Origin of the sequence: Furfurilactobacillus rossiae DSM 15814 (assembly GCF_000428925.1) — a bacterium.
GTDB lineage: Bacteria > Bacillota > Bacilli > Lactobacillales > Lactobacillaceae > Furfurilactobacillus > Furfurilactobacillus rossiae.
Genome location: NZ_AUAW01000019.1, coordinates 1 through 25,824, shown reverse-complemented (window position 1 = coordinate 25,824; position 25,824 = coordinate 1). Strand labels below are relative to the sequence as shown.

Below are 25,824 nucleotides of genomic sequence, written 5' to 3'. Positions count from 1 at the left end.
AAATATCCATTTTTAATTTCTAGGCGTCCCTAATTTACTTCTGGAATTCATTTTGCTATGTTAGTTGCATAGAGGGCATGATGCCATTTGATCTCTTGGCAGTTGGTGTCAAATGTTGGTTACTACGTTACGAGGTCGTAGGAGGATTCGGAGCGATGGCGGAAGAGAAGGATATTCATTTCATGAGCGAGGATGAATTAAAACAGCATTGGCGGGAATACGCGAGTGGGCACGTGACGGAGTTCATTGATCCACTATTCGATAGTTCGTCTACCAGTGAATGGGATTCTATTTCTGTTTTGAAACCTAAAAAGGAACAAGGAAAACTGGCGATTTTTACGGCAGGTACCCCTGGGTCGGGTAAATCAGAGCTTATTGACTCATTGTATGAAGAATGGTTCGATCAATTTGTTCATATTGATGCTGATGATTTTAGGACTCACTTTCCAGATTATAATGGTAGCAACGCGGCCGTTTATCAGAAAGGAGCTAACTGGTTAGTTGATCGAGCCTTCAAACGAGCGCTTAAAGAAAGTCGTTCGTTTATCTTGGAGGGAACCTTCAATGCCAAAAGTTCGATTGACGATGTGAGACGGGCCGTATCACATGAATATGCCACCAGAATCGAGTATACTTATTTGGAACCAGAAATTGCGTGGAAATTTGTGTTGGCACGTGCCGAAGAAACTGGTCGCACTGTTCCCAAAGAAGCGTTTAAAAGGGCATTTCTAGGCATTCCCAAACAAATCAATGAAGTGCTGAACGCATATGGTGATCAAATTGAAATTAATTTGTATGTCGGCTTGCCGAAGAATCGTAAAACATTTCATGGCACAGCTGATGTACTTAAAAACTTACCCGATGATATAGATCAACAACGTTTGGAGGATATTACAAATGGAAAATGATGCTCAAAAATTCATGAAAACATTGCGAGCAAAATACAATAATGATGTTTTCGTATTTGAAAAGAATGCAACTGAAGAAGAAAAAGCAGCCTATCGTGATGCGGCCAACAGTGAGCGCGGTAGGAAAGTAGAGAAAGTTCTGAATCATCACAAGTCTTTAAAGGAAGCTTAGGAGATTTGCGATACTAAAAAGTGATAGACCCCCAGTTGCACGGGAGTCTATCACTTTTTTTCCACTAAATGTTATTTATGCCACAGCTTCTTTTTTCAGAATCCGAATCATGTTGCAGACAAAACCGAATTCATTGTCGAACCAAGTGTGCGTCTTAACAACTTGGAAGTCCCCATTTCCAGTGACTTCCGTTTGCGTTGGGTCAAAGACTGCACCGTGGGTGTCGCCAATGATATCGCTAGAAACGATTTCATCCTCGTTCCAACCAAATGCTGGATTGTTTTCTGTGTACGGTTTGATGGCTGCGTTGACTTCGTCGGCAGTTACCTTTTTGTCCAAAATAGAAACGAGTTCACAAATGGAACCATCAATAACAGCAACCCGTTGTGCGTGACCGTTTGGACGGCCTTCAAGCTCGGGGATAACCAAGCCAATTGCGCTAGCCGCGCCGGTTGAATGAGGAATGGTGTTCGACGATGCGGTCCGGTTTGGCCGGAATTTTTTGCCCTTAGGACCGTCGAGTAGATTTTGTGAGCTGGTGAAAGCGTGAATCGCGGTGATTGTGCCAACTTCCAAGCCGAATTCCTTATTTAAGAAGTAAGCCATCGGTGCTAAGGCGTTAGTTGTGCAGGAACCGACTGAAACAATTTGGTCATCATGGGCAATCAAATCATCGTTAACATCTTCAACAAGTGTCTTAATCGGCCCAGCTGGTGCAGAAATGACTACTTTCTTGGCGCCAGCGTCTAAATGTGCTTGGGACTTCTCTTTCGATGTATAGAAGCCTGTACATTCAAGGACGATGTCAACACCGTCGTTTGCGACCCACGGAATTTGGGCGGCATTACGTTCAGCGTATACCCGAATTTTTTTACCGTTAACGATCAACGAATCATCTGTGGAGCTTACGTCAGCATCAAAGATACCAAACGTTGAGTCGTATTTAAGTAAGTAGGCCAGCATTGCTGGACTCGTCAAATCATTAATGGCGACCACGTTTAAATCAGGATCGTTAAGCGCCAACATCCGCCGGAAGGAGTCCCGGCCGATTCGTCCAAAACCGTTAATACCAATATTTGCCATAAGTGTAACCTCCTAAGCTAAGCACATGTTAGTAAATCTTTTTCACTACGACGCAAGGTTACCAAATTTTTAGCAATTACGCATTTTTTTGTACTTTAGGCGTGTTTGCCCGGATTGGTGTGTGACAATAAATTTGTTAGTTTGATTTAATTACAGTATTTATATTAAGGCCATGGCACATAACAGTGCTTGATTTGGATTAAATAAAATGAATGTTTGTAGTCAATTTTGACGACCGTGAGCGTCCGCAAGCGTCCAAAGTTGTGGTGCAAACCTTTATGCGAAAGCGATGGTAAACGGTATAATTAGAGCTGACGTTAACTGCTATGGATTTCCACTATGTGGCAGTCACACATGCACGTTTGGGTTTGTTATTTTTAATATGTAGATTTATCAATGAGGTGAAAAAATGAGTCAAGAAATACCAGAAAACATGCATGAGGTCGTTTTAAAGGTGCAAGAATTGAACGAAACACGTCATGGTGCTGATGTTGTGACTGAAGAGAAAGTCATGAAAGACGCTGTTCACGATACGTTGCAGTATTGGGCCGACTATTTGCTTGATGGTCACTATGATGATGTGCTCTGGGATGGCGAAGATCTCGTCATTGAAGACATTATGGGCAAACGGGTGGGGCGTGTGAAGCCGATGAGTGCCACATTCGCTAACGATTATCGGCAAAGTCCAGAAGGCACTTTATTCCGTTTGGAAAGCGAAGCCAACAAAATTATTGCGCAACGGTAATCCTAGTTGGACCACAAAAGACAAATGGAATGGCGTATAATTAGAGTATTCTAATGTAATCGAGGGGAAATTATGGCCGAAATAACACGAATTTATCAGAAATTTCAACCAAGTCACTACAACTTATTTATTGATGTTGAACGTGATACGAAGAAAATTAGTGGGACATCTACCATTACCGGGGATGCCAAGACCACAGACATTCAAGTGAACCAGAAGGGCATGACCATTGCCAGCGTTAAAGTTGACAGTCAGGACGTTCCATTCACGACGGATGATGCTGCTGAGGTAGTTAACATTACGCTGCCTAAGACCGGCGAAGTGACGGTAGCGATTGAGTACTCGGCGCCACTAACGGACAGCATGATGGGCATTTACCCGTCATACTACGAGTTAAACGGTGAAAAGAAGCAAATCATCGGAACTCAGTTTGAAACAACGTTTGCTCGCCAGGCGTTCCCATCTGTCGATGAACCAGAAGCCAAAGCTACCTTTGACCTAGCATTGAAGTTTGATGAACAACCTGGCGAAACAGTGTTAGCTAACATGCCAGAAGTACGCACTGAAAACGGCGTGCACTACTTCGACACAACTGTACGGATGTCGACATATCTGATTGCCTTTGCCTTTGGTGATTTACAAAGCAAGCAGACAACCACGGAGAGTGGCGTGAAAGTCGGTGTATTTGCAACCAAGGCCCACAAGGCTAACGAACTGAACTTTGCGTTGGACATTGCCAAACGCTCAATTGAATTCTACGAAGACTTCTATCAAACACCATATCCACTACCACATTCATGGCAATTGGCACTGCCTGATTTCTCGGCTGGTGCGATGGAAAACTGGGGCTTAGTTACATACCGTGAAGCTTACCTGGTGTTGGATCCGAATAACACCTCATTACGGATGAAACAACTGGTTGCGACCGTTGTTGCCCATGAACTGGCCCATCAATGGTTCGGTGACCTTGTAACCATGAAGTGGTGGGACGATCTGTGGTTGAACGAAAGTTTTGCCAACATGATGGAATACGTGGCTGTCGATGCTTTAGAGCCAGATTGGCACGTTTGGGAAATGTTCCAAACTTCCGACGTTCCTGGTGCGTTGAACCGTGACGCGACGGATGGTGTTCAACCTGTTCACGTGCAGGTTAACAATCCAGCTGAAATTGATTCGTTGTTTGACCCAGATATCGTTTATGCTAAGGGTGCGCGGATGCTGGTTATGGTACGTGCATTGCTTGGTGATGATAAGTTGCGCGCTGGCTTGAAGGCTTACTTCGCCGCGCATCATTATGGCAATGCCACTGGCGCTGACTTATGGGCAGCCTTGGGTGAAGCTTCTGGCATGGATGTTGGTGCAGTCATGAACTCATGGTTGGAACAGCCAGGTTATCCAGTGGTTAATGCCGCTGTGGTGGATGGCAAACTGACATTGTCTCAGAAACAATTCTTTGTTGGTGATGGTAAGGATGCCGGTCGTGAATGGCAGATTCCGTTGAACGGTAACTTCAAAGAAACACCAACCATCATGAAAGATAAGCAGATTGTCTTAGGCGATTACGATGCTTTACGTCAATCAAATGGAAAACCATTCCGTTTGAACGTTGGCAATAACTCTCACTTCATTGTGGAATACGATGACACCTTGATGCAGGATATTTTAGCTCATAAAGATGAGTTAGACAGTATTGATGAGTTGCAATTGTTGCAAGACATGCGGATGCTGGCCGATGGTCGACAACTGTCATATGCAGCAATCGTGCCATTGCTGACACAGTTTGCTGACAGTAAATCAACAATCGTCAACACTGCTTTATACACGGTTGCAGGAAACTTACGTAAATTTACGTTGCCTGACACACCAGAAGAAACGCAATTGCGTCAATTGTATGGCAAACTGAGTGCAAAGCAGGTTGCTCGTTTGGGTTGGGAAGCCAAGGATGGTGAGTCCAATGATGACCAGATGACACGGCCAATCGTTTTGGGTGCCTCAATGTTTGCCAAAAATGCTGATTCAATTGCGGCTGCTCACGACTTATACCAAGCCAATGCGGACAAGTTGGAAACGTTGAATGCAACCTTACGTCCATACATTTTGATCAATGAAATGCGTGAGTTTGGTAGTGAGGAACTCTTCAACAAGTTCTTGACAGCTTATCAGAAGACTTCTGACGCTAGCTACAAGACATCTCTGTTGGAAGGAATCACAGCAACTAAGGACGCTGCTTTGGTGAAAAAGACCATTGCACAGTTTGAAAATGCTGATGTCATTAAGCCACAAGACCTTCGCGGTTGGTACTATGAACTATTGCTGAATAAAGATGGTCAGCAAGCTGCATGGGACTGGATTCGTGACGAATGGTCATGGCTTGAAAAGACTGTTGGTGGTGATATGGAATTTGCAACATTTATCACACGAACTGCTGATGTCTTCAAGACACCAGAACGCTTAGCTGAATTCAAAGCCTTCTTTGAACCAAAACTCAACACACCTGGCTTAACTCGCGAAATCCAAATGGATACTAAGGTTATCGAAAGTCGGGTTGCACTGATTGAAGCTGAACAAGCCAAGGTCAATGCTGCCGTTGCGAAAGCTGTAAAATAAGAAGAGCCGAGAGTAGGATATCCAATGGACAATACATTGGATATCTTTTTTTACTTCAAAGAAATTTTAAAAGGTCTAATTAAAGCTTATTTATAGACTTTTAATGATGCGATATAATAAACTAAAGAAAAGGAGGATGGCTACTATGAAAATTTTGGATGTTCCAACCGTCAGCACGACTGATGTTAAAAAAAGTCCAGCTAAAATTGCCAAAATGGCCGCCGATCTCAACACAGGTGTATATGTGTTAAATCGAGGTAAAGCTGTTAGCGTGACCTTAACTCCGAAACAGTATCAACAATTAGTTGAAGCACAAGAAAGGCTTTTAGATATTGAAGCCGAGGAAAAGGCACGAGAAGCAATTAATAATGATGATGGTACTAGAATTTCGGCCGATAAAGTATCCAAAAATAGTATTCCCGATCAACTAGATCCAGATGATGGTTGGGAGTAATAATGGCAAAGAAATTTAGTGTTCGTTATCTGAAGGATGCTGTACGGGATTATCAAAAACTTGACGGCTCACAAAAGGCTTTTGTTGATAAAGCAATCTCCAGAATTCAAATTTTAGGACTTAACTGTGGTCAACCATTGCTAGGGGATCTCATAGGATATCGCAAATTGAAAAATCGCAAGATGGGCTTGCGAATCGTGTTTGGTCAAGAGAAGGATACGATTGCAATCATTGATATCGTTGCAATCGGTCGGCGGCAGGATGATATTGTTTATCACAATGCGGTTAGTCGAATCAAAAAAGATAATCACAAAATATAGTTTTTGAATTAAAAGAGAGCGGGACATAACACGTTTTGGCTTTCTCAGGTAACGCGAATAAGGCGTTCATGGGTGTTTTTCCCATGAATGCCTTATTCGCGTTAGATGAGAAAAAGTCAGTGTTATGTCCCGCGTTTGCGGCAATTTTTCATCCGCATGACCCTTTGCGGCAATTTTTCATCCGCATGACCCTTTGCGGTTGAAGAAAAATTGCCTGTTGACGTTTCATTAGAAATTGAATTGAGGCGTTATGTCCCAGTTTCTTTTCTTTATTCAACCTCACGTTGATCGTATGCACGTTTGGATTTATAACCAGCTTTGAACACTGTTTTCATGGTGGCAATGTGGGCTTCTTTAGTTGTTTCCGATTTAACATCGAAAATGTAGCGCGCCCATTCACGTTGGTATCCCGGGGTCAGCTTTCTAAAGAAGGTTTGCATCTCACGGTCGTTAGCCAACAAATTTGCTACTTCAGGAACGTTCGTTTCAAAATCATCTAGCGTTTTATTCTTTTCTGCCATGATTCAAGACTTCCTTTCAGTCAGTGTTGCTGGGTCGTAAATGCCAATATCGGCAACTGTCACAATGCCGCCAAAACGACGGCCGTTATCGGTTGCCAAACCAAGTTTGTTATAACTCATCGTCACTGTTTCTGTGGCTTCAACAACGGTGCCCATTATTTGGCCGTCGTCTGTACCGAGGCCAGTGGGCATGTCAATTGCCATCACATTAGCCTTGGCGGCGTTAATGGCATCGACCACGTCAGCAAACTTACCAGTAATGTCACGTGAGAGACCGACGCCAAAGATAGCGTCCACGACTGTTGTGTAATTTGCCATGTCAGGTTGATCAGCGATAACGGGGATGTTGTAATGATCGGCAATCGTCAGCTGTTGTTGCGTTTGTTCAGAAGCATGGTCACGATTACCGAGCAACCAAATCGTCACTGGAATGTGATTTAGGTGTAGCAATCTGGCAACGGCCACGCCATCACCGCCGTTGTTACCCGTGCCTGCAACCACTAATACATTGTTTAAATCAAAACTGGTACTGTTTACTATTTGATGGGCGACAGCAAGCGCTGCCCGTTCCATCAGAACCATTGAAGGGATACCAATTTGATTCATCGTGTATGCGTCAAATGCTTGTGACTGTGCTGCCGTAATGTACGTTGTTGCCATAATGAGTTACGCTTCCTTAATCAAAGAATCATTGAACACCTGTGAATGTGTGAAATAAATCAGCGACGGTGGCGTCCGCGGTTCGCAGGAGATTGTCATTCACTCCGGGCCGTGGGCTGGCTGTTGTAAACCAGTGCCGGCCTTCTGTCGGGACACCCCAAAAGTAAAGACCGGTCCGATGCTGACCGTTACTATCGATGAGTTCATTGCGACTCATGTCGACATCAACGCCACCAGGTTCAAAGGTGCTTCCGTCTTCCATGGTAACGCGTTCTGGTCGGCCCAGACCTTCTTTGATCAGATTTTGAATTAGTGGGTTCAGTGTATGGCTGGCAGACACGGCAGGTAGACGGGCCTCAATTAGCCAACTGGCTTCGTAGCGATCCTCAGGCTTTGCTTTTGACCACGTGGCAAACTGATGGGTTTGCGAATCAGCTTCGGCCATCATGCTGGGTCCGAGAAGTGTCACAATACCGGCTTGAATCAACGCTCGCAATTCGGCAATGCGAGTTTCGGGTGGCCCAACAGACAGATATGAATTTTCGTTGTTAAATTGGCCGAGGAAGGTGTTGCGGTAATCTTCTGGTCGTAACAATTGGTTGTCAACAACCTTGCGAACCACATCACGTAAATCGCGAAACATTTCGAGTGCGGAAGTTAGGGGACCTGTTTTAGTACCGAGAAGAGCTTCCTCGACGTCCGTTTGCAAGTAGTTCGCCATGGTTTTAGGATCGTCGCTGTTGGTAACAAATTCAGCTGGGTTCAATAGTTGGTTCCAATTGAGATAGTCGCTTTCGACGATTGGTGAGCGAAAGACGATAGCTGATGGTTCCTTGGCCGCAACGAATTCACGCAGGAACTCATCAGCATCCACCTGTGGATACTTTAAGGCAAGCAAACGTTGATAGTAAACGTACTCCGCCTCATGGTGAAATTGTTCGATAAAGCGAGAGCCAATTAAGGATCCGGTCGTTTGATAGTGGGAGAACCAATCTGGAGTTAAAAAATGTGGCCGATCCAGTTCACCATAACCCTTTTCATTACGTCCCTTGGCTCGCAGGGGAAAACCACGGCGCGATCCGGCAATAATATGAGGCTCGATGCCAGATGGCTGATAGGTGAGTTCGCCCTCTTGGCCCTGATTGAAATGGCCGCCACGACCTTGTGTGAGCATCGTCACCGCATCGAAGAAACTCAGTCCCAACCCGCGCAAAATAATGTTTTCACCGGCTTTTAAATTAGTGAAATCATATTCTTGTGGCTGTGTCGGCGTCGTGTAGTGCAAGTCGTTTTCGTCTGCAAAGTTCAACAGCGACTGTTGTTCATCGGTCAGCGCATCCTCATAATGACCAAGTGCCATGATGACGGCGTTCGTTTGAAAACGATCAACAGCTGTTTTTAACAGGTAGCGATTCGTGGTTTCGATATGACGAATTGACAGGACCTGCTCTTTTCTGAGAATTAGTGAAACTGATTCGGGCAAACGTTGTTGTAGATAATCGTAGAACCACAGTTGATAAGCACCAAAGAGGCTACGGGATGCGTAGCCGTTGTGCACTAACGCCGCTGCTTCGGTAAGTAGGTCAGCTCGGTTAGGTAATTGGTGACTAAACAGAAAGGCTGGTGCCTGCTTATGTGCCCATTCGTATAAATTTGGGCCGGTGACGATTGGACCTTCCATTTGGACACTGTCATCTGTAAACAGCGTGATGTAATCTGGATTCGTATTCATGAGCAATTCGTGGGGCTGACCAACTGGCCATACCCGACCGCCGATACCATATGGATCGATAAATGTTAAATTCAGGTGGTCATACTGGTTTGTCTGACGCTGCCATTCAATTAAGCGTTCGGCGGCTACCAGTCCGCGGGGTCCAGCTCCAATTAAGTCAATGTCCATAGTTCTGCCTCCAACACAATAAAGTAACTGCCACTAGTATATTTCTTCGTGGGTGAAAGTGCATGGATTTATCATTAGAGCGATTTCAAACTTTGGTATCAATTGGGATGTAGGATGTGGATCTAAATGCCGCTTACGGTTGTCAATATTGACACGCTCGCCGTGGGACCGGTTCGACTCTCCTGAGGACCGGAGTTTCTCACCTCGCCGCAAAGCCCCGTGGAAACCCGGGTCTTTACGACCGTCCGTGTTGTAAATCCGAATGGTTCTCTCGGATTAACAACACCTTCACGGCTCGGTATCAATATTGACGCCCTTCAGCTCACTTAGTGATTTCGTGATGACAGTATCGATAGGTTATCAGCAGGAAAATAAAAATAAGTTTCTAGTCATCCTCATAGCAGATAATATTGTATTTTTAGCCACCGTTTGTTGAATCAAAAAAGGCCGTCCCGATTGGACGACCCTTTTACAGAAACTGTGTTTCAAATTAATTTTTAAAGTTTTTAACTTCGTCAATAAACCACTTGTTAAAGGCAGCTGCATCAACGTCGACACAGACGCTGGCGTTAGTCTTACCATCGTGGTAGGCGCCACGGACATCGGCAACTGTTTCACCGTTTGCTGGACCATCTGTCACAACATCAACCCAGTAATCCTTGGTTGTGTAGGCTTCGGGGTGCAGGAGGTAGAAGATGGTGTTGGCATCATGAACGGCGGTTCCGTTTTCGTTGTGATCGAAGTCATGACTGATGATTTCGTGCAACATGTGACCTGCGCGGCCAAACTTGTCGATGGTTTCCAACGTTTCGTCGGTAATCAAGGCCTTCATGGTAACGTCCAAACCAACCATCACAATTGGCACACCAGAATCGTACATGATTTTGGCAGCGTGTGGGTCAGTGAAGACGTTGAATTCTGCGGCACTGGTCATGTTACCGTGACCTAACGAACCACCCATGGCGATGATTTTTTCAATGTGATCCTTAACTTCTGGGTATTGGATAAACAATAGCGCAGTGTTTGTATATGAACCCGTTGGCACAAGGATAATTTTTTCATCGCTAGCCATAATGGCATCGTGCAAAGCTTCTACGGCAGACTTGTCGATTGCTTTGTCAGTTGGTTCAGGGAAGTCGTATCCGGCCATTCCTGAAGCACCGTGGATGCGAGCAGCATCTTCGAATTCTTTAATCAATGGTGTCTTGGCACCACCCGCAACAGGAACGTGTTTGCCATAGAAGTTATCGATGGTCAGTGCGTTTTTCGTCGTTTTATCAACCGTAACGTTACCGGCCACAGCAGTGATGAGTTGCAGGTCGATTTGTGGGTCGTTTAAAGCCATTGATAAAGCAGCTGCGTCATCAATACCTGGGTCAGTGTCCATAATTACTTTATAAGTCATAATATGATTCCTCCAGTATATTCTTCCGTGGCGTAACGCTCACTGACGCTACCGACGGTTCTCTTTCATCATACTAAAAAATCGGCCAAAAAGAAAACGCTTTCGCACATTATGAACATTTTCTAATGAATGAAGACGCTTGCTGACCAAATGTGTTGATTAAGTCGCAGTTTAATTGAAAGTTGCCACGTTTGTGGTTGTACAAGGTTCCGTCCGAAAAGGTATAATGGTAAAGCAAATGAAAAACTTTAGGAGGCGGCAACTATCGAACGCATATTACCAATTAAGAATGGGCACAACTTCCGGGATTTGGGTGGTTATCAGACAAACGATGGTCGTACGACCGCTTGGCAGCGCGTTGTTCGGTCGGCTAAGTTAAACACACTTGATCGAGCAGATCTTCAAGTACTCTCTGACTATGGTGTTCACACCATTCTTGATTTTCGAACGAACAAAGAATTGCTCAGCGCACCGGATCGTGTTCCCGGCGGCGCCAAGGATTACCATACGCCGATTCTGGCCGTTGATGATACGCGCAGTTCCGCCTCACGTGAAGAATTACGTGATGACTTGAGCGAACCGGGATACGGCCATCGCCAAATGGTCCAAACGTATCATGAGATGGTTGCCGACGACTTTTCACAAAATGCCTACCGCATGTTCTTTGATTACTTATTGGCCAATCAAAGTGGTGCCGTGCTGTTCCACTGTACGGCAGGAAAAGACCGAACTGGTTTAGGCGCAATCATGCTGCTATCTGCTTTAGACGTCCCTCAGGAAACGATTCTAGAAGATTATTTGCTGACTCGGTTGGCCTCAAAAGCAATGCTGGCAGAAAACCAACAACGTTTGGAAGACGAAGGGGCATCACAGGCGGTAAAAGATAACGTGACTGCTTTGTGGACCGTTAGCGAAGACTACTTCGATGCTGCCATGGAAGAGGTCAAGATTCAGTCAGGTGACATGAAACATTATCTAACTGATAAGATCGGACTGACGTCGGATAAAATTGAAATGTTAAAACAACTGTATTTGGCATAAGCGATGAAGACGGCATTGAAGCCGCCTTTTTTAATTTGAAGATAAAACGGATCATTTAATTGCTACAAATTTAAAGGTTATTCATTTAAAAGGAATAAACCTGTTGACTTTGATTTCAGCAGGCTTGGCCGAGTATAGGTGGAACCATAAAAAATGTAAGCGTTACATGATGTTTACACAAAAGCGTCTACTATACCGATTGGAGGGCGTCGACATTGATACCAAGCCGTGAAGGTGTTGTTAATCCGAATGGTTCTCTCGGATTTACAACACGGACGGTCGCGGAGACTCGGAACTTCACGAGGCTGTGCGGCGAGGTGAAAGACCGTGAGCTTCGGGCTTGAATCGGTCCCACGGTGAGTGTGTCAATGTCGACAACTGAAGGCATAATTCAATGTTATGTAAATAATCAATTTTTCTCCAACACAATAAAGCGGAACAGTTGATGCCCAACGCATCCACAGTTCCGCTTTATTTCAATCAAATTGATATGTTGTAAAAGCCAATTGGCCAACAAACATGTTAGTTAATGGCTACTCGTGGCTGATCGATTGTTAAAATACTGGTTTCAGCATCGGCGTTGAGGTAGGTTTTGGTCAATTCTTTTAAGTCGGCTAATGCCGCTTCCAGTACGTCTTTCCGCTCTGGATTGACACATTCTAAGCATAGAAAAGCATTAGTCGTGTCCTCAGTAAGCATGGTTCGCTCACCATCACGCCAGTTCCAGCAGCGGCAGATGATACCAGCGTCATCTTTGTACACCACTTCGCCTGGCAGCGCAGGTTCTTCGTCATCTTCACCCAGTGGGTGGAAAGGTTCACCACCATCGGCCACGGTCAGTTTGATGTCACCAACCATAGCATCGATGTTTTCGCCACCACAAGGGAGGGCGTGCCGCAGTGAAATCACGTTGTACAGATCAACTAGTGGGTTGATGCTGCTAACTGGTTTGCCCTGTTGCGCACGTTTGAGCAGGTTTTCGATGGATGAACGGGCACCTTTTTTCGTTTTGAACTTGCGGTAGGCCTCTCGCCAATCGGCAACCACACCGTTTTGAGCGATGGGTGTTTCGGGAACTAACTGTTGTGCTTGCTGATTAGCGTCATCCAGCACAGCCTGGGGAAATTCACCGTGGTTGTCGAAGTTGTGCAACGTGGCAATGCCAATCGTTGTATCAGGAAATAGGTTCCAGAATGCGGGTTCAATTTCAAAAGCTTTAGACATAAAAAGGCCTCCTCAGATTTTTTTGCGTCACTTAAGATTGTAACGCAGGCTGAGTGGCCAGTGTACGAGTAATTTCGCAAACGAAACAGGTAAAAGGCGTATTTTTGAAAACTAACGTGAAACGACAGAAATGTGTTCGTTGATATGTTGGTGATTCTGAATCTCATCGACGAATGCAATCGCATAATCTGCGTAACTGACTTCACTTAGACCGGCGGCATTATAACTGCGGAAATCAGTTCCCAGTTGATAGTGACCGGTGCGAGGTGCTCGAAAGACAAACTTTTCTGCTGGTGAAATATAAGTCCAATCAACGCCATCGCTAGCCCGCAGAAGTTTGAGGACGTCATTTAAACTATTTGCTGAATTTTTGGCAGCTTCTGGGAATCCTGGCTCGTCAAACAACCGCTGTGAGCGCTCGGCATCCGTGTACAAACAACTGGAACTGCCCACGACCATCAACCGAACGCTAGATTGCTTCGTGATTTCAATTAAATGTTTAATCAAGGCTGGATATAAACGACTACTATCATTTAATTTACCTGTGCCGAACGCGCAAACGAGCACGTCCAAATCTTCAATATCATCACTGGTTAATAACGTAGGTTCAATTTCCAATACCTCGGCGTCTGAAGATACTCTACGGTGGTCGCGTAAGATTACCTCAACGTCGATGTCTCGTGACTGTGCTTCCTGTAAGATAACGTTACCCGTTCGGTTTGTAGCCCCGATAATGCCAATTTTCATAATGTGAAATTACTCCTCGTTTACAATTTGTACTGTCGTGTGGTTTACGACACTCTAGCAACAGTATAATGAAAGTAGCGTGACATTACCAAATAATCCGAGTTTGAATTTTGTGGAGGCCTAAGAATGGCAGACAAATATGAATGGCGTAAATCTGAGCGAGAAATTTATCCAACCATGAAGCGACCAACGATTACGACTATCCCGGCACAAACGTTTATTACTTTAACCGGGCAAGGAGATCCAAACACCGCGCCGTTTGGCGATAAGGTGGCTGCACTGTACGCGATCAGTTACGCCATTAAAATGGCACCTAAAAAGGACGTTGTTTTCCCCGGTGCGTTTGATTACACCGTTTATCCGCTTGAAGGCCGCTGGACTCTGCCAGAGGGTTATAATCAACCGACAATTGATAAAACACAATTATTGTATACGATCATGATCAAACAACCAGCCTTTGTGGACGAACAGGTGTTGGCGCAAGCGAAGACGATGGTTAAGGATAAGGTGTCTGCAGCATTATTGTCAGAGATGAAACTCACAACGGTTACTGAAGGTCTCGTGGGGATGCTGTTACACGTTGGTTCGTTTGACACTGAACAGGAAGATTTCGAGCGGCTCGACTATTTTCTTCACAACGAAGGTTATGAACGCACAGAAAAAGCGCACAAAGAGATTTACCTGTCTGATTTTCGACGGGTGGCCGAAGACAAACGGAAAACTTTATTGCGCGTCAAAATTGCCAAGAGTCAACAATTACAGGATCTACTTTAATTTGCGACCACGTAGTACGTGAGATAAACGCAGTGAGGTCAACAACGCGAGGACAATCATGATGAAAGATACAACAAATGAAACACGCAGGCCGTAGTAAAATGCTTCTGGATGGGCTGGCAAATAAGTGGTGACATGATAGCCCATGAAGTGGCTCATTGCCCCAAATAAGGTCGTGGTTGCGGCCGCTGTGCCAGTAACCATACCTAAGTTACGGGCTAACGAATTAATACTGCCTGCGATGCCAAGTTCCGATTTATCGACAACCGACATGACGATATCGCCGTTGGGCGACTGAAACAGACCAGTTCCTAATCCCATGACAATTGTGATCAAAATGTACTGCCAAATTGGCGTAGTTCCGTTCAAAAACAAAACGAAGCCTAATTGCGACAGTGCAATAATGCCGAGACCAGTGCTGGCGACAGTCGCCTGTGACAGTTTGTCCGCCAGAAAACCGCCAATTGGTCCGGCGATAACCAGCGTGATTGGGAAGACCATCAGTAAAATTCCGGCTTGTCCAGGTGTGAATCGACGAGCGTTTTCCAGGTAAAATGGCATGAGGACGACGCTAAAAAAGTTTGATAAGAAAATCAAGACGGCAGCACTCACGCCTAGTGTAAATGGCCGATTACTGAAAATGTGCAGCGACATCATTGGCGCTGATGTGTGCCATTCTCGCTGAAGAAAAATCACGATGGCAATTAGTGCCAAAATAAAACCGATAATCGGTACGGCGGTGGTGAAACCAACTTGTTGGCCGATGAATACACCGCCGAACAGACCGATAATGAAGATTGACCAACTAATCAAGCCAAACCAGTCAATCTCACCACCTGGCCGTGATTCGGTTTTAGGCAGTGCAAAGACACCGATTATGATGGCAATCAAGCCAATTGGAACGTTGATCCAGAAAATGTCGTGCCAAGACCCCGTCGCTAAGATAAGTCCGCCTAGTGCTGGTCCGGCGACCGAACCAAGCGCGACAAATGTACCGACAAATCCCATTGCTCGGCCTCGCCGGTTGATATCAAACGTACTGGTTACAATGCCATACGTGTTGGAAAGGGTTAAAGCACCACCAAACGCTTGGACGATGCGTGCCAACAGTAGCAACCAAAATGTTGTGCTGACGGCTGCTAAAAGGGACCCAAGAATGAACACCCCTGTACCAATGCGGAAAATACGCACTTTTCCATACATATCGCCAAGACGGCCAAAGAAAAGTAGTAACGCGCACATGAAAATGAGGTAAAGTGAAACTACCCACTCCGCTTGATTTAGGGGAATGTTTAACTGACGTCCCATAACGGGGATGGCGATATTAACGATGCTGGCGTCCAGATTGGACATAAATGCGAAAATGCCAATGGCGACGAGCACCCACCAGTTATTTGTCGCAGTATTGATGGCTTGTTTTTGCATCACAAACGCCTCCATTACTATTACTGTATTGAGAATATTGTAAACGTGAACTAAAAAAATGGGTGAAATTTGTCCTTGGAGATGTTGCAATGAAAAAATGGTCTGCAGGCCAAACAATTAGCATTCTGACAGGCATTACGGTGGCGATGATGATTGGTTTAATCGTTCTTCGACGCTTGTTTGGTCAGTTTATGGATAAGACGGCGTGGGAGTTAAGCGTTGAGCTGATTGCTGTAATTGCCATTGTGGTTATAAATAAATATTGGCTCCACGTGCCGTTATCTTACCGTTGGCAAACGCATGGCTTGTTTTGGAACGTTTGTTGGCTGGGATTACTCCTCGTTTTTATTAACGGTGGGGTATTCATTGGTAGTTACTTTGTTAATACAAAATTTGTGCCAGGGATTGAAGCAGTTGTCATGTCATTGCTCGTCGGCTTTTATGAAGAAAGTTTCTTTCGGGGCATTATTTTAGGTCAGCTCGTGCATAACTTTAAGGGCCGTTATCGCATTGTGAATGCCGTTTTGGTCAGCAGTGTTCTCTTTGGACTTATGCATGCCGGTCACTTTTTCGATAACTTTGGTCAAAGTGGGATTAACACAACGCTTCAGATTGGTTATGCCATTTGTTTGGGGGTGTACTTCTCTGCGGTGACACTGCGCACCGGCTCATTATTTTGGACGATGGTGATGCATGCAACGTTTGATTTACCATCGTTCTACCTTGAGTTTGCAGAACACGCCAACATTCTGAGTGGTTCGATGCCAGGGGAGGAGTTGGTGTTTTCTTTGATCAGTGACGCGGTTCATTATTTGCCAGTTCTTCTGATTGGATTGTGGCTGGTTCGGAAGTCACAGTTGGCTGAGATTCACCATGCCAATCAAGCTTGGGTCAACTAACTTCAACATTGCTTGGTGACGTTTGCTGAAAATAGAGGCTTAGAGTTAGAGTTCGCTTGCGGTTGTCAACATTGACACGCTCGCCGTGGGACCGGTTCAAGCCTCCCAAGTTCGGAGTCTTTCACCTCGCCGCACAGCCTCGTGAAGTTCCGAGTCTATGCGACCGTCCGTAACCTAAATTCGGATAAACCACCGAATTAACGTTACTTTCACGGCTCGGTATCAATGTTGACGCCCTCCAGCTAAATAGTAGCAAGTTTCATCTAACTTTCGTTACACAGAATAAAAGTAAAATAAGGTATCTGAGAAGTGATTAGACTTCTTAGATACCTTATTTGCGTACATTTAAACAGCAGGGGTGGTTCAAATTAACGCAGGATCATAACGGAGATGGGCGAGTACTTTGCCATATATGCGGCTTGAGAACCGAAGTACTTACGAATCCCCTTTTTAGATAACGAGCCAATGATCAGCAGGTCAGCGCTGACCTCAGGAATTACATTTTTAACGATTGTTTCACCTGGATCGCCTTCATCAACAATGACTTCAACATTTTCAACGCCACCATCTTCGGCAATCTTTTTATAACCTTGAACGTGGGCGACTAACTCATCATGCTCACCATGAACATAGTCCTTAGTGAGTGCTTGATAGACGTTCATATCATCGCTTTCCAGAATGGAAGTAATAATCAGTGTGGCGCCATCTTTAGCAGCACGACGAACGGCATACTTGAAGGCTAATTGTGCATCGGCTGAGTCATCGACCCCGACTAAAATTCGTTTGAAAACTTTATCTACATCTTCTGACATGTCTATTCATTCTCCTCAAATTAGATTTGAAATCGACTACTTAGCTTCAGCAGTGGCATCGTTTTCTTTTGCTGCTGCGGCAAGCTGTGCTTCGTACCGTTTGTTACCGTGATAGAGATCAATGACCATCCAAACGAGTAAAGCAACAATGGCAGCGATGACGATGTAGGCAACAACGTTTGCGATGTTGACGTCTTTTGCTGGGAAGAATGCTTGAATTTGAGCAGGCATGTTGTAAATGTTCAAACCGATTAAGAGAAGCACGGCGACCCAACCTGCAATCTGAGTGTACCAGTGGTTGGTGAATCGCTTACCCATTTCCACTTTGCTGTTGGTGAACATCAGTAATGGCAGCATGGAAAATGGCAGGGCGAAGGCTAAGAAAACTTGAGAGTTATTCATCAAGTCATTCAACGCCTCATGTTGATGAACCGCTGATTGACCGCTAGTCAAACCAACACAGATTAAAACAGGAACAACGGAAATTAAACGGGTCACTAAACGACGCATCCATAGTGGCATCTTCATGTGGATGAAACCTTCCATGATAACTTGACCAGTTAAGGTACCAGTGATGGTTGAGTTTTGACCAGAAGCTAACAGAGCGACAGCGAACAGTGTGGACAGGATTCCTGTCCGAGCAACACTGGCAAGCACACCATTACTCATGGTGGAAGTATCATTCAAGGCTTGGTACAAACCGAAGAATGACGGGTCCTTAACGGCACCACTCTTGAATACGGCAACACCCATGACTAACAGCAATGCATTAACGAAGAAGGCAACCGTTAACTGAATGTTTGAGTCCCACATGGTGAACCGAACTGTTTGTGCAACTTGGTTTTCATCGTTGTGATCCAGCTGACGCGTTTGGGAAATGGCCGAGTGCAAGTATAGGTTATGTGGCATAACCGTGGCACCGATAATTCCAAGTGAACCAGTTAGTGGTGAAATACCACCAATAACGGGGCCTTTTGAAATGGTCTTGGCGCTAGGAATCAAGCCCACAATAGCAGCACCCCAGTCAGGGTTTGATAAGGCAACTTGATAGGCAAAGACGACGAAAATAACGACGATCAATGCGACAACGATTGCTTCAATTTTACGGAAACCGATTTTAGTTAATAACAATAATAGCAAGACATCAAAAACGGTAATGAAAACTGAAATAACCAGTGGAATATGGAATAAAAGATATAACGCGATTGCGGCACCAATGACTTCGGCAATATCCGTTGCCATAATGGCAAATTCTGTCATTAACCAAAGCACGATACCAAGTGCCTTACTCGTACGGGCACGAATCATTTGTGCTAAGTCCATTTGACTCACGATACCCAGTTTAGCCGCCATGGCTTGTAACAACATTGCGATTAAACTTGATATCAAGATAATGGACATCAGCAGATACTGGAAGTTTTGACCACCGGTGATAGAAGTTGACCAGTTACCGGGATCCATGTAACCCACGGCAACTAATGCACCAGGTCCAGAGTACGCAAGCAAGGTTTTCCAGAATCCTTTTCCCATCGGAACTTTAACGGTACCGTTAATTTCTTCGAGCGAACGGCCGTTAGCATAATGAATCAAATGCTCTTTTTTCGGTTTTTTGCTTGTTGTGTCCAAAAGCAAATACCTCCTCACATAATTTTGGTACCCGAATATAATACAACATTTTTTTAGATTTGTGGACACTCAATTTAAAATTAGGTATATTATTTTTAAGGGATGGCTAAAATTAAATGAAAGGATGCGGAAGTCATTTTACTATCAAACAGAATTTTGCTAGCCGTTGATATCTTGGCACTATCGGGGCACAAAACAAGTGAGACGAACCTAGTACTATTTTTAGGAGCGGATAACAATAGACTTATAAAAACGGTTTCATTATTGAAAAAGCGTCGTTTATTGAACGAAACTAGGGACGGAAAAATGTATACATTGACTCAACTTGGCCGCGACAAGGTTCGTACATTACACAAACGATGCGATACGGTTGGCGCAATTATGCAACAGGTTCCTGAATCGATGATGTTAAATGGAGATGGCATGCTAGTAAAGGCGCCATGCCTTTCATATTGGGATCATGGCTTGGATTACTTTCGACGATAATAAAAAAGCAACATTAAGTTTGATTGCGTAGGTCAGTGTACATAGGTTTAACCAGCATGGGTTAAGCAAACAAACTTAGTGGAACTTTTTGCATCAAATTAATTAGTAATAATAGTGTGAATTTACTTGAAACTGTCCCTTTAACGTGTGACGCACAGAAAGATAGATGATTATGGAAGAACATGAACGGCCGCTTACGGGTGGTAAATTTGCGTTTGTGACGATGCTCAACATCTCTATTACGGTTGTTGAAATCGTTGGTGGTTTATTAGCAGGTTCGTTGGCCCTGGTCACAGACGCCATTCACAATTTCGGTGATTCATTGTCCATTGTGTTGAGTTATTCAGCACAGCGGATTGGCCAACGCGACCAAGACGAGCGTGCGACATTTGGCTACCATCGTGTTGAAATTTTAACAGCATTTGTTAACAGTCTCGTGCTGATTTTGATTTCCATTGTGTTGGTGTGGGAGGGGATTCAACGACTGTTACACCAACAACCAATCAATGGATATGTCATGTTTTGGACTGCACTGATTAGTTTCAGCTTTAATATGGGGTCCGCTTTGTTAATGCATGCGGATTCACGGGGAAGTTTGAATATTAAGGCGACATATTTGCATCTATTGGCGGATGCCTTAGCTTCAATTGCGGTGATCATTGGATCTTTGATGGTGTTGGCATTTCATATTTATTGGATCGATGCAGCGTTAACTATTGTGGTCTCGCTCTACATTATTTATGAGACCGTTGATGTCGTGAAACAAACATCCAAAATCTTGCTACAAAACGCCCCGGTACTGGATTATGACGCCATTACTGAAGCGATGACGCGGGTGCCCGGAGTGGTCGACGTGCATCACCTTCACGCGTGGATGGAAGACGAGAAGGACATCATCTTTTCCGCTCATGTGAACATTACGCCTGACGCGATTGAAGATATTGAGTGGATTACCGCTCAAGAAACACAGCTGTTACAGCAACGGTTCAATATTTGTCACGTAACCGTTCAAATTGAAATCACGCATGGATTAAACAGTGCCAAGTTTGCCAAGCACGAAATGTTATAGTCACGTTTCAAGGCCAAAAATTTAAGGGGTATAAAAATAATGAAAGAGAAAACAACGAAAAAAGAAATAGTTAAAATGGTCGCCAAACATGCGGAGGTCTCGCAAAGCACATCACAACAAGTGATTGATGCTTTGTTTGATTGCATCGGTGAGGAGCTCGCTGCTGGGCGAGACGTTGAATTGCGTCGCTTTGGCACGTTTGTCGTTCATACAAATAAAACACGTGTCATCAGTGACATTAGTGGTCAGCCAGCAACTGTACCAGAACATCGGATTGCCAAGTATCGATGTGGTACGAGCATGAGAGCAATATTGAATGGCACACATGAGGGCATTACCAACTAAGTAATATTTGTCAGTAATGAAGAATCCTTACCTTAAAAATGCCGCTCCTTAAAAATCAGGAGCGGCATTTTTGAGTTGGCTAACGAGAACAGAGTGTCCAAAACTTCCATGTTGGTGGGAAACCTGTTTGTAGAGAAGCAAGTTAGTCGCCATTTTTCTGTGCTGCCAGCGCCTTGTTTTGCAGATCTGGTAAAACTTGTTTTGGTGTTTTACGCAGTGAAAACATATCATCAATAGCAGTGATATAGTCTTGGCGGAAAGCAGAGTATCCTTTGAACGTTGGTTGCTGAACACCAATGTTCAAGGAATCAACGGCCGTCTGCTGGTTTGGATTTTGCTTCAGATACTGTTTGTAACTGGCCAATTTAACTGACGATTTTCTGACTGGTACATAACCAGATGCTTGTGACCATTTGGCACTGGCCTTCGTAGACATGGAGTATTTCATAAAGTCCCAAGCGGCCTTTTGTTTGGCCGTGGACAGACCCTTAAACATCATTAAATCCGCACCGCCAACTGCGGATAAACGGGTCGATTTATAAGCAGGCATTTCCGCCGTTCCCCAGCTAAAATCCTTTGGTGCATGCGTCTGAATGGCTTGAATTGCACTTGAGGAGCTGATGTAAAAGAGTGATTTTCCCTGCGTGAATGCGCCAGAATAATACTTGTCAGACCCAGCCGGCTTGATGTAGCCTTTTTTGATGTTATCAACAAAGTAGGCGCTGGCAGCCTTAGGTCCTTTGCTGTTCATTTGTGGTTTCAAACGATTATTGATAATCGGACTGCCAAATTCTTGAGCAATCCCGGCAAATTCGATGTCAAAACCAGCATCAATACCCAGCGCCGCAATATTATCCTGCTTAACTTTGGCTCCGTCATTAGCGATGTCCTGCCATGTTTTGGGGACAGCTAAATGATACTTTTTGAGAAGCGTCTTGTTATAAAATAATAACCGTGGTGACTTGTTGAGTGGGGTTGTGTAGTAATTCTTTTTGTAAGTCATATTTTTAGTGAATGTGGGATATAAATCAGCAAAGTCTTTCTTAGTTAGACCTTGCTTGCCATTCACTAATTTAGTAATGGGTTGGATCAGTTGGTGGCTTTGCAAATCTGGGACGGCAGAGTAACCTAATTGCCCAAGAGCAGGTAACGTATTTGATTTGCCAGCGGCCATGATTTTCTTCTGGAGATCGCCATAGTTTCCTTGATATAGTGCAGTGACGTGGACTTTGGATTGAGCGTGATTATAATCTGTAACCATATCTGCTAATGCCTTTTCTGACGGCCCCGTCATGGCATGCCACAGAGTGATGTTGACCCGCTTCTTTGTTTGGCTGGCAGATGCCGCTTGCGGTCTGATTGCTGTTGCAAAGCCAACTAACAACGGTACTGCAAGTAACCAGGTTAACCAATGATTTCTCTTCATCCCAAATACCCCTCCATGTTGGTGATGATTCTGAGTTTAAACGACAGGAAAATGCTAATGAAAGTATTGCTAACGACTTTATACGGCTTAAGTTTGGCAAAACAATGTAAAGGTTAACTACAGTTTTTTGTGTTAATTATGTATCATTTGTGTAAAGACAATATTAGTTATTTAATAAAGGTAAATTTCGAGGAGGCTAAATATGTTATCGTCAGCCGCAATTAGCGAAATCATCGATGGTTTGTGGTTAAGCGTGACGTCATTGCTGAATGAAACGAATCGGTTAAAGAAGCACAGCCGGTCACAGCGGGATTATGATGCGGTGATTAGTGAAAGGGTGACGCCACGTCTAGTAGCGCTGGATGAATTAATTGACTGGCTACCAACAGATCGGCTCAGTGATACGGCACAAACACGATTAGCAGCCATTCGCCAAGGAATGGACCAACTAAAAGAAGATCAGCATCGTCAATTGGATGCTGATCTTCTTAAAAAACGTAATTTAGATCGCGAAGAAGGACGAATTTCTCGTCACCGGCGATTTTAGTGATTACCACATCACATTAGGACCGACGTTTAGGGCAATGGTTGAGTTAGCAATTTGCTCTTGGTGATCGAGTGCGACAGGCGTAAAGCAACTTAACATTGACACGGTGCCAATGTTATCACTTTTGATGGGCTTACTTGATGAACCGCCAATCAAAACGGTTTGAGGCGAAGTTGTCCAACCACCGAGTTCATAAAATGGGACTAAGTCTGGTGGACACGTGAAGATACTAAAGTCGGCGTCATCGTGTTGAATTAAGGCAAAGGCAGTCATGATGAGTGACGTGCCGAACCCTTTATGAAGATATTGAGGGGCAATCATCACTTCAGATAGGCCGCTAACTTGATAGCGTTGATCATTAAGCGTGACGGACGTGGTTGGAATTTTCAGGGATCCCGCCAGTTGCCCGTTTTTGTCATGCATGACAACGACAATCTGTTGTTCAAGATAGTAGCGCAAATCGTTTTCGTCAGCGTCCTCGACATTGGGCCAATAATGATGGCTGAGTTCGGCTATCGCTGCTTTATCAGTAGCAGGTAGTGAAAAATAGTGGTACGTATCTGTTTTCATAATATCCTTAATATTTTGATTGGCTGATATTTATCAAGCCTAAATTAAGTCACTTGAAAAGACTGTATTTAAAACAGGAAAAGTGACATTGTGTTGGTTAGTGTTTTAATTTAACCATGAAACGATGCAATTGACCAGAAAGGTGGCAGAAAAAATGGGTTCAAGAATGATGCATTATGCCATTGCACAGCAACTAGCACCTGAAAGTACAGCTTTTTCGATTGGCAGTTTGGCGCCAGATGTAAGTGGTCACAATTTTGACTTTAAATCGCAGACCCACTACATGACCCTAAATGATGATGGTAAAACCCGTTCGATTCATCCGGAGATGTTTGCCGAAGAGTATCAACAACAATTATTGCTGAATATGTTTGTTCGTGGCTATTATGCACATCTATTAGAGGACAAGGTGTGGTTGGACACCGTATTCAATCCAGTCATCAGACCGCAATTAGGCACACAGCGTGAGCAAAAACTGGCTGCTTACTACGCTGATTTTCATACACTGAATCTCATGATTGCTGAGCGCTACGCACTGCAACCCTTGCCAGTTCCAGATTTCAAACACGATTTTGCAGGTGCTCAGGGCGTGCGTGAAATTGGTGAAGGTGACGTGCCACAGGTAGTCAGAGACTTGCGGGAAGATTTCGAACCGGTTCCCAAACGTCAATTAGTAATGCTGTCGCTGGATCAAATAGAACAGTATATTAACACCTGTGTGCAGGTTGTCCAGGATCACCTTAGCGCGCTTAAATAAGCGTGCCAGTGAGTTGTTTGCGGTTGTTAATGCGTCTTAGCGTTAATTGGCTAAACCGAGGACCATATCAATTGTCCGTAACACGCCGTCATCGTCGTTGGTCCATTTAGTAACGGCCTTGGCACTTTGCTGAACTTTGGCTGACGCGTTCGCCATAGCATAACTGTGGCCGGCGTGATCCAGCATCGCGATATCGTTATCATTATCGCCAAATGCCATCACATCGTCGGGGCTGATGTGCCAGTATTGTTCAAGTGCGTGCAAGCCGACCTGTTTGTTGATATGAGCGGGAATAATGTCTAAACCACCAAACCCACTTGCTGTCGCAGATAACGTTTTCGGCAAGTGTTGGTTGAGATAATCAGCTCGCTGGCCTGCCTGATCGTCCAGCCACACCAAATCCAGTTTGAACATATCATCATGAACATCGGTCAAACGATCACACAACTGGAGACCACTGTAGAAATAGTTGGCCTGTGCCATCAATTCTGCGTTTGTATTACGTTCAACATAAGCACCATGTTGACCAGAAAGAATGACCATACCGCCGGTCAACACTGGGTCGGTGTGAATCATGGTGAGTGCTTGATTGAGATCGGCCGTCGACACGGTATCCGCAAAAATGACCTGATCATTTAAGCTGACAAGACCACCGTTTTCAGCCAGAAACGCAATATTGTCGTAATTGGCAAACATATCGGTTAGATGTTTAAGCTGATTGCCGCTCGCAATGACGAAGCAAACGTGACGTTGCTCAAGCTGATCTAGTACACGTTTGAAATGCATATGATCAAATTCATGATCATTAGTAATAAACGTGCCGTCGATGTCAGTCGCAATCATTTTAATAGTCATAGTGAGTTAAACCACCTTTCTAAGGGTAGTCATAGCGTATCATGATAGCGCTGCCAAGACCAACCCGTTATCAAAAAAATAATCTATGGTAATTAAAAGAGTTTGGGACAAAACTCTTGAATAAAAAATAAGGTTCGAAATCGTTTTTTGATTTCGAACCTTATTTTCGTACTATTATGTAGGCACAGAGACAATTCTCTGCTCATCCAACAGCGACTAAACAATTAGAAAGCGAGGTTATCTCCATGTACAAGAATTATAACAATAATCAAACCAGTTTGGCAGTGAATTTAGATTTTACGCCTAGTGAAAATCATGTGGTCACGGTGTTAAGCCGATTCGTAGACTCTATTCCTTTAAAAGACGTCATGAACGCAACTGCCGCCACTGGGCGGCCAGCCTATGATCCACGGTTAATGATGAAGATTCTATTGTTTGCGTATACG

General features: G+C 44.4%; 27 protein-coding genes and 1 pseudogene. 15 read left to right on the top strand and 13 right to left on the bottom strand.

Annotation, left to right across the window (positions count from 1 at the left end):
* Positions 1-155: 155 nt before the first annotated feature.
* Positions 156-908, top strand: coding sequence for a zeta toxin family protein (locus tag G400_RS15830; protein WP_017260754.1), 753 nt, complete (start codon positions 156-158; stop codon positions 906-908).
* Positions 898-1,080: a hypothetical protein gene (locus G400_RS0110670; RefSeq protein ID WP_017260755.1), complete on the top strand. Its 183-nt coding sequence runs from the start codon at positions 898-900 to the stop codon at positions 1,078-1,080. The genes G400_RS15830 and G400_RS0110670 overlap by 11 nt, the downstream gene beginning before the upstream one ends.
* Before the next feature lie 75 nt (positions 1,081-1,155).
* On the opposite strand, the gene gap is transcribed toward G400_RS0110670, so the two are convergent.
* On the bottom strand, positions 1,156-2,163 hold the full coding sequence (gap, locus tag G400_RS0110665; RefSeq protein ID WP_017260756.1) for a type I glyceraldehyde-3-phosphate dehydrogenase: 1,008 nt from the start codon (positions 2,161-2,163) through the stop codon (positions 1,156-1,158).
* A 409-nt stretch (positions 2,164-2,572) separates the two neighbouring features.
* Between gap and G400_RS0110660 the strand changes: the two genes are divergently transcribed.
* From G400_RS0110660 to G400_RS0110645, 4 genes are all read left to right on the top strand, one after another.
* Positions 2,573-2,908 (top strand): hypothetical protein, encoded by a 336-nt coding sequence (locus G400_RS0110660; protein ID WP_017260757.1) that lies wholly within the window; start codon positions 2,573-2,575, stop codon positions 2,906-2,908.
* A 72-nt stretch (positions 2,909-2,980) separates the two neighbouring features.
* Positions 2,981-5,515, top strand: coding sequence for a M1 family metallopeptidase (locus tag G400_RS0110655; RefSeq protein WP_017260758.1), 2,535 nt, complete (start codon positions 2,981-2,983; stop codon positions 5,513-5,515).
* Between the two features lie 145 nt (positions 5,516-5,660).
* A complete protein-coding gene (locus tag G400_RS0110650) occupies positions 5,661-5,969 on the top strand; it encodes a type II toxin-antitoxin system Phd/YefM family antitoxin (protein WP_017260759.1) in 309 nt (102 codons plus the stop codon).
* Positions 5,970-5,971: 2 nt separating this feature from the next.
* A complete protein-coding gene (locus G400_RS0110645; RefSeq protein ID WP_017260760.1) occupies positions 5,972-6,289 on the top strand; it encodes a type II toxin-antitoxin system RelE family toxin in 318 nt (105 codons plus the stop codon).
* A 269-nt stretch (positions 6,290-6,558) separates the two neighbouring features.
* Here G400_RS0110645 and G400_RS0110640 read toward each other — a convergent pair whose 3' ends face one another.
* From G400_RS0110640 to rihC, 4 genes are all read right to left on the bottom strand, one after another.
* Positions 6,559-6,810 carry a YdeI/OmpD-associated family protein gene (locus tag G400_RS0110640; protein WP_017260761.1) on the bottom strand — a complete coding sequence of 84 codons (252 nt, stop codon included), beginning with the start codon at positions 6,808-6,810 and terminating at the stop codon, positions 6,559-6,561.
* A 3-nt stretch (positions 6,811-6,813) separates the two neighbouring features.
* The gene (locus G400_RS0110635) at positions 6,814-7,470 is read right to left on the bottom strand and encodes an NAD(P)H-hydrate epimerase (protein ID WP_017260762.1); all 657 of its coding nucleotides are present in this window, start codon (positions 7,468-7,470) and stop codon (positions 6,814-6,816) included.
* A 28-nt stretch (positions 7,471-7,498) separates the two neighbouring features.
* A complete protein-coding gene (locus G400_RS0110630; protein ID WP_017260763.1) occupies positions 7,499-9,370 on the bottom strand; it encodes an FAD/NAD(P)-binding protein in 1,872 nt (623 codons plus the stop codon).
* 490 nt (positions 9,371-9,860) lie between these two features.
* Positions 9,861-10,775 carry a ribonucleoside hydrolase RihC gene (gene rihC / locus G400_RS0110625; protein ID WP_017260764.1) on the bottom strand — a complete coding sequence of 305 codons (915 nt, stop codon included), beginning with the start codon at positions 10,773-10,775 and terminating at the stop codon, positions 9,861-9,863.
* Positions 10,776-11,039: 264 nt separating this feature from the next.
* Here rihC and G400_RS0110620 point away from each other — a divergent pair, with 264 nt between their 5' ends.
* Positions 11,040-11,816: a tyrosine-protein phosphatase gene (locus G400_RS0110620; protein WP_026017034.1), complete on the top strand. Its 777-nt coding sequence runs from the start codon at positions 11,040-11,042 to the stop codon at positions 11,814-11,816.
* A gap of 522 nt (positions 11,817-12,338) precedes the next feature.
* On the opposite strand, the gene G400_RS0110615 is transcribed toward G400_RS0110620, so the two are convergent.
* Both G400_RS0110615 and G400_RS0110610 read right to left on the bottom strand, forming a co-directional pair.
* Positions 12,339-13,040: a B3/B4 domain-containing protein gene (locus G400_RS0110615; protein ID WP_017260766.1), complete on the bottom strand. Its 702-nt coding sequence runs from the start codon at positions 13,038-13,040 to the stop codon at positions 12,339-12,341.
* A 111-nt stretch (positions 13,041-13,151) separates the two neighbouring features.
* Positions 13,152-13,787, bottom strand: coding sequence for an NAD(P)-dependent oxidoreductase (locus G400_RS0110610; protein ID WP_017260767.1), 636 nt, complete (start codon positions 13,785-13,787; stop codon positions 13,152-13,154).
* Positions 13,788-13,913: 126 nt separating this feature from the next.
* On the opposite strand from G400_RS0110610, the gene G400_RS0110605 reads away from it, so the two are divergent.
* Positions 13,914-14,561 (top strand): GyrI-like domain-containing protein, encoded by a 648-nt coding sequence (locus tag G400_RS0110605; protein WP_017260768.1) that lies wholly within the window; start codon positions 13,914-13,916, stop codon positions 14,559-14,561.
* On the opposite strand, the gene G400_RS0110600 is transcribed toward G400_RS0110605, so the two are convergent.
* Entirely contained in the window at positions 14,553-15,986 is a 1,434-nt protein-coding gene (locus G400_RS0110600) for an MFS transporter (RefSeq protein ID WP_017260769.1), read from the bottom strand. The two genes, G400_RS0110605 and G400_RS0110600, sit on opposite strands and share 9 nt — an antisense overlap.
* An 89-nt stretch (positions 15,987-16,075) precedes the next feature.
* Here G400_RS0110600 and G400_RS0110595 point away from each other — a divergent pair, with 89 nt between their 5' ends.
* Entirely contained in the window at positions 16,076-16,885 is an 810-nt protein-coding gene (locus G400_RS0110595) for a CPBP family intramembrane glutamic endopeptidase (protein WP_017260770.1), read from the top strand.
* A 368-nt stretch (positions 16,886-17,253) separates the two neighbouring features.
* Here the strand turns inward: G400_RS0110595 and G400_RS0110590 are convergent, their stop codons facing one another.
* Together G400_RS0110590 and G400_RS0110585 are read right to left on the bottom strand one after the other, a co-directional pair.
* Positions 17,254-17,697: a universal stress protein gene (locus G400_RS0110590; RefSeq protein ID WP_017260771.1), complete on the bottom strand. Its 444-nt coding sequence runs from the start codon at positions 17,695-17,697 to the stop codon at positions 17,254-17,256.
* Positions 17,698-17,733: 36 nt separating this feature from the next.
* Positions 17,734-19,323: an Nramp family divalent metal transporter gene (locus tag G400_RS0110585; protein ID WP_017260772.1), complete on the bottom strand. Its 1,590-nt coding sequence runs from the start codon at positions 19,321-19,323 to the stop codon at positions 17,734-17,736.
* Between the two features lie 306 nt (positions 19,324-19,629).
* Between G400_RS0110585 and G400_RS0110580 the strand changes: the two genes are divergently transcribed.
* The 3 genes from G400_RS0110580 (at position 19,630) to G400_RS15125 (ending at position 21,223) form a co-directional block, all read left to right on the top strand.
* Positions 19,630-19,809 carry a hypothetical protein gene (locus G400_RS0110580; RefSeq protein ID WP_017260773.1) on the top strand — a complete coding sequence of 60 codons (180 nt, stop codon included), beginning with the start codon at positions 19,630-19,632 and terminating at the stop codon, positions 19,807-19,809.
* 172 nt (positions 19,810-19,981) lie between these two features.
* The gene (locus tag G400_RS0110575; RefSeq protein ID WP_017260774.1) at positions 19,982-20,878 is read left to right on the top strand and encodes a cation diffusion facilitator family transporter; all 897 of its coding nucleotides are present in this window, start codon (positions 19,982-19,984) and stop codon (positions 20,876-20,878) included.
* Positions 20,879-20,917: 39 nt separating this feature from the next.
* The gene (locus tag G400_RS15125) at positions 20,918-21,223 is read left to right on the top strand and encodes an HU family DNA-binding protein (RefSeq protein ID WP_017260775.1); all 306 of its coding nucleotides are present in this window, start codon (positions 20,918-20,920) and stop codon (positions 21,221-21,223) included.
* 142 nt (positions 21,224-21,365) lie between these two features.
* On the opposite strand, the gene G400_RS0110565 is transcribed toward G400_RS15125, so the two are convergent.
* On the bottom strand, positions 21,366-22,649 hold the full coding sequence (locus G400_RS0110565; RefSeq protein ID WP_017260776.1) for an ABC transporter substrate-binding protein: 1,284 nt from the start codon (positions 22,647-22,649) through the stop codon (positions 21,366-21,368).
* A 202-nt stretch (positions 22,650-22,851) separates the two neighbouring features.
* On the opposite strand from G400_RS0110565, the gene G400_RS0110560 reads away from it, so the two are divergent.
* Positions 22,852-23,196 (top strand): hypothetical protein, encoded by a 345-nt coding sequence (locus tag G400_RS0110560; RefSeq protein WP_017260777.1) that lies wholly within the window; start codon positions 22,852-22,854, stop codon positions 23,194-23,196.
* Between the two features lie 3 nt (positions 23,197-23,199).
* Here G400_RS0110560 and G400_RS15825 read toward each other — a convergent pair whose 3' ends face one another.
* Complete coding sequence (locus tag G400_RS15825) at positions 23,200-23,766, bottom strand: GNAT family N-acetyltransferase (RefSeq protein WP_017260778.1); 567 nt, start codon at positions 23,764-23,766, stop codon at positions 23,200-23,202.
* A gap of 154 nt (positions 23,767-23,920) precedes the next feature.
* Here G400_RS15825 and G400_RS0110550 point away from each other — a divergent pair, with 154 nt between their 5' ends.
* On the top strand, positions 23,921-24,523 hold the full coding sequence (locus tag G400_RS0110550) for a hypothetical protein (protein ID WP_017260779.1): 603 nt from the start codon (positions 23,921-23,923) through the stop codon (positions 24,521-24,523).
* 42 nt (positions 24,524-24,565) lie between these two features.
* On the opposite strand, the gene G400_RS0110545 is transcribed toward G400_RS0110550, so the two are convergent.
* Entirely contained in the window at positions 24,566-25,378 is an 813-nt protein-coding gene (locus G400_RS0110545) for a Cof-type HAD-IIB family hydrolase (RefSeq protein ID WP_017260780.1), read from the bottom strand.
* 245 nt (positions 25,379-25,623) lie between these two features.
* On the opposite strand from G400_RS0110545, the pseudogene G400_RS15115 reads away from it, so the two are divergent.
* Positions 25,624-25,824: pseudogene (locus tag G400_RS15115) on the top strand (IS5/IS1182 family transposase); the annotation flags it as partial.

Bases quoted from the DNA above. Each gene is read 5' to 3' on its own strand.
- G400_RS15830 (WP_017260754.1), top strand. From the start codon at position 156: ATGGCGGAAGAGAAGGATATTCATTTCATGAGCGAGGATGAATTAAAA.
- G400_RS0110670 (WP_017260755.1), top strand. From the start codon at position 898: ATGGAAAATGATGCTCAAAAATTCATGAAAACATTGCGAGCAAAATAC.
- gap (WP_017260756.1), bottom strand. From the start codon at position 2,163: ATGGCAAATATTGGTATTAACGGTTTTGGACGAATCGGCCGGGACTCC.
- G400_RS0110660 (WP_017260757.1), top strand. From the start codon at position 2,573: ATGAGTCAAGAAATACCAGAAAACATGCATGAGGTCGTTTTAAAGGTG.
- G400_RS0110655 (WP_017260758.1), top strand. From the start codon at position 2,981: ATGGCCGAAATAACACGAATTTATCAGAAATTTCAACCAAGTCACTAC.
- G400_RS0110650 (WP_017260759.1), top strand. From the start codon at position 5,661: ATGAAAATTTTGGATGTTCCAACCGTCAGCACGACTGATGTTAAAAAA.
- G400_RS0110645 (WP_017260760.1), top strand. From the start codon at position 5,972: ATGGCAAAGAAATTTAGTGTTCGTTATCTGAAGGATGCTGTACGGGAT.
- G400_RS0110640 (WP_017260761.1), bottom strand. From the start codon at position 6,810: ATGGCAGAAAAGAATAAAACGCTAGATGATTTTGAAACGAACGTTCCT.
- G400_RS0110635 (WP_017260762.1), bottom strand. From the start codon at position 7,470: ATGGCAACAACGTACATTACGGCAGCACAGTCACAAGCATTTGACGCA.
- G400_RS0110630 (WP_017260763.1), bottom strand. From the start codon at position 9,370: ATGGACATTGACTTAATTGGAGCTGGACCCCGCGGACTGGTAGCCGCC.
- rihC (WP_017260764.1), bottom strand. From the start codon at position 10,775: ATGACTTATAAAGTAATTATGGACACTGACCCAGGTATTGATGACGCA.
- G400_RS0110615 (WP_017260766.1), bottom strand. From the start codon at position 13,040: ATGTCTAAAGCTTTTGAAATTGAACCCGCATTCTGGAACCTATTTCCT.
- G400_RS0110610 (WP_017260767.1), bottom strand. From the start codon at position 13,787: ATGAAAATTGGCATTATCGGGGCTACAAACCGAACGGGTAACGTTATC.
- G400_RS0110605 (WP_017260768.1), top strand. From the start codon at position 13,914: ATGGCAGACAAATATGAATGGCGTAAATCTGAGCGAGAAATTTATCCA.
- G400_RS0110600 (WP_017260769.1), bottom strand. From the start codon at position 15,986: ATGCAAAAACAAGCCATCAATACTGCGACAAATAACTGGTGGGTGCTC.
- G400_RS0110595 (WP_017260770.1), top strand. From the start codon at position 16,076: ATGAAAAAATGGTCTGCAGGCCAAACAATTAGCATTCTGACAGGCATT.
- G400_RS0110590 (WP_017260771.1), bottom strand. From the start codon at position 17,697: ATGTCAGAAGATGTAGATAAAGTTTTCAAACGAATTTTAGTCGGGGTC.
- G400_RS0110580 (WP_017260773.1), top strand. From the start codon at position 19,630: ATGTATACATTGACTCAACTTGGCCGCGACAAGGTTCGTACATTACAC.
- G400_RS0110575 (WP_017260774.1), top strand. From the start codon at position 19,982: ATGGAAGAACATGAACGGCCGCTTACGGGTGGTAAATTTGCGTTTGTG.
- G400_RS15125 (WP_017260775.1), top strand. From the start codon at position 20,918: ATGAAAGAGAAAACAACGAAAAAAGAAATAGTTAAAATGGTCGCCAAA.
- G400_RS0110565 (WP_017260776.1), bottom strand. From the start codon at position 22,649: ATGAAGAGAAATCATTGGTTAACCTGGTTACTTGCAGTACCGTTGTTA.
- G400_RS0110560 (WP_017260777.1), top strand. From the start codon at position 22,852: ATGTTATCGTCAGCCGCAATTAGCGAAATCATCGATGGTTTGTGGTTA.
- G400_RS15825 (WP_017260778.1), bottom strand. From the start codon at position 23,766: ATGAAAACAGATACGTACCACTATTTTTCACTACCTGCTACTGATAAA.
- G400_RS0110550 (WP_017260779.1), top strand. From the start codon at position 23,921: ATGGGTTCAAGAATGATGCATTATGCCATTGCACAGCAACTAGCACCT.
- G400_RS0110545 (WP_017260780.1), bottom strand. From the start codon at position 25,378: ATGACTATTAAAATGATTGCGACTGACATCGACGGCACGTTTATTACT.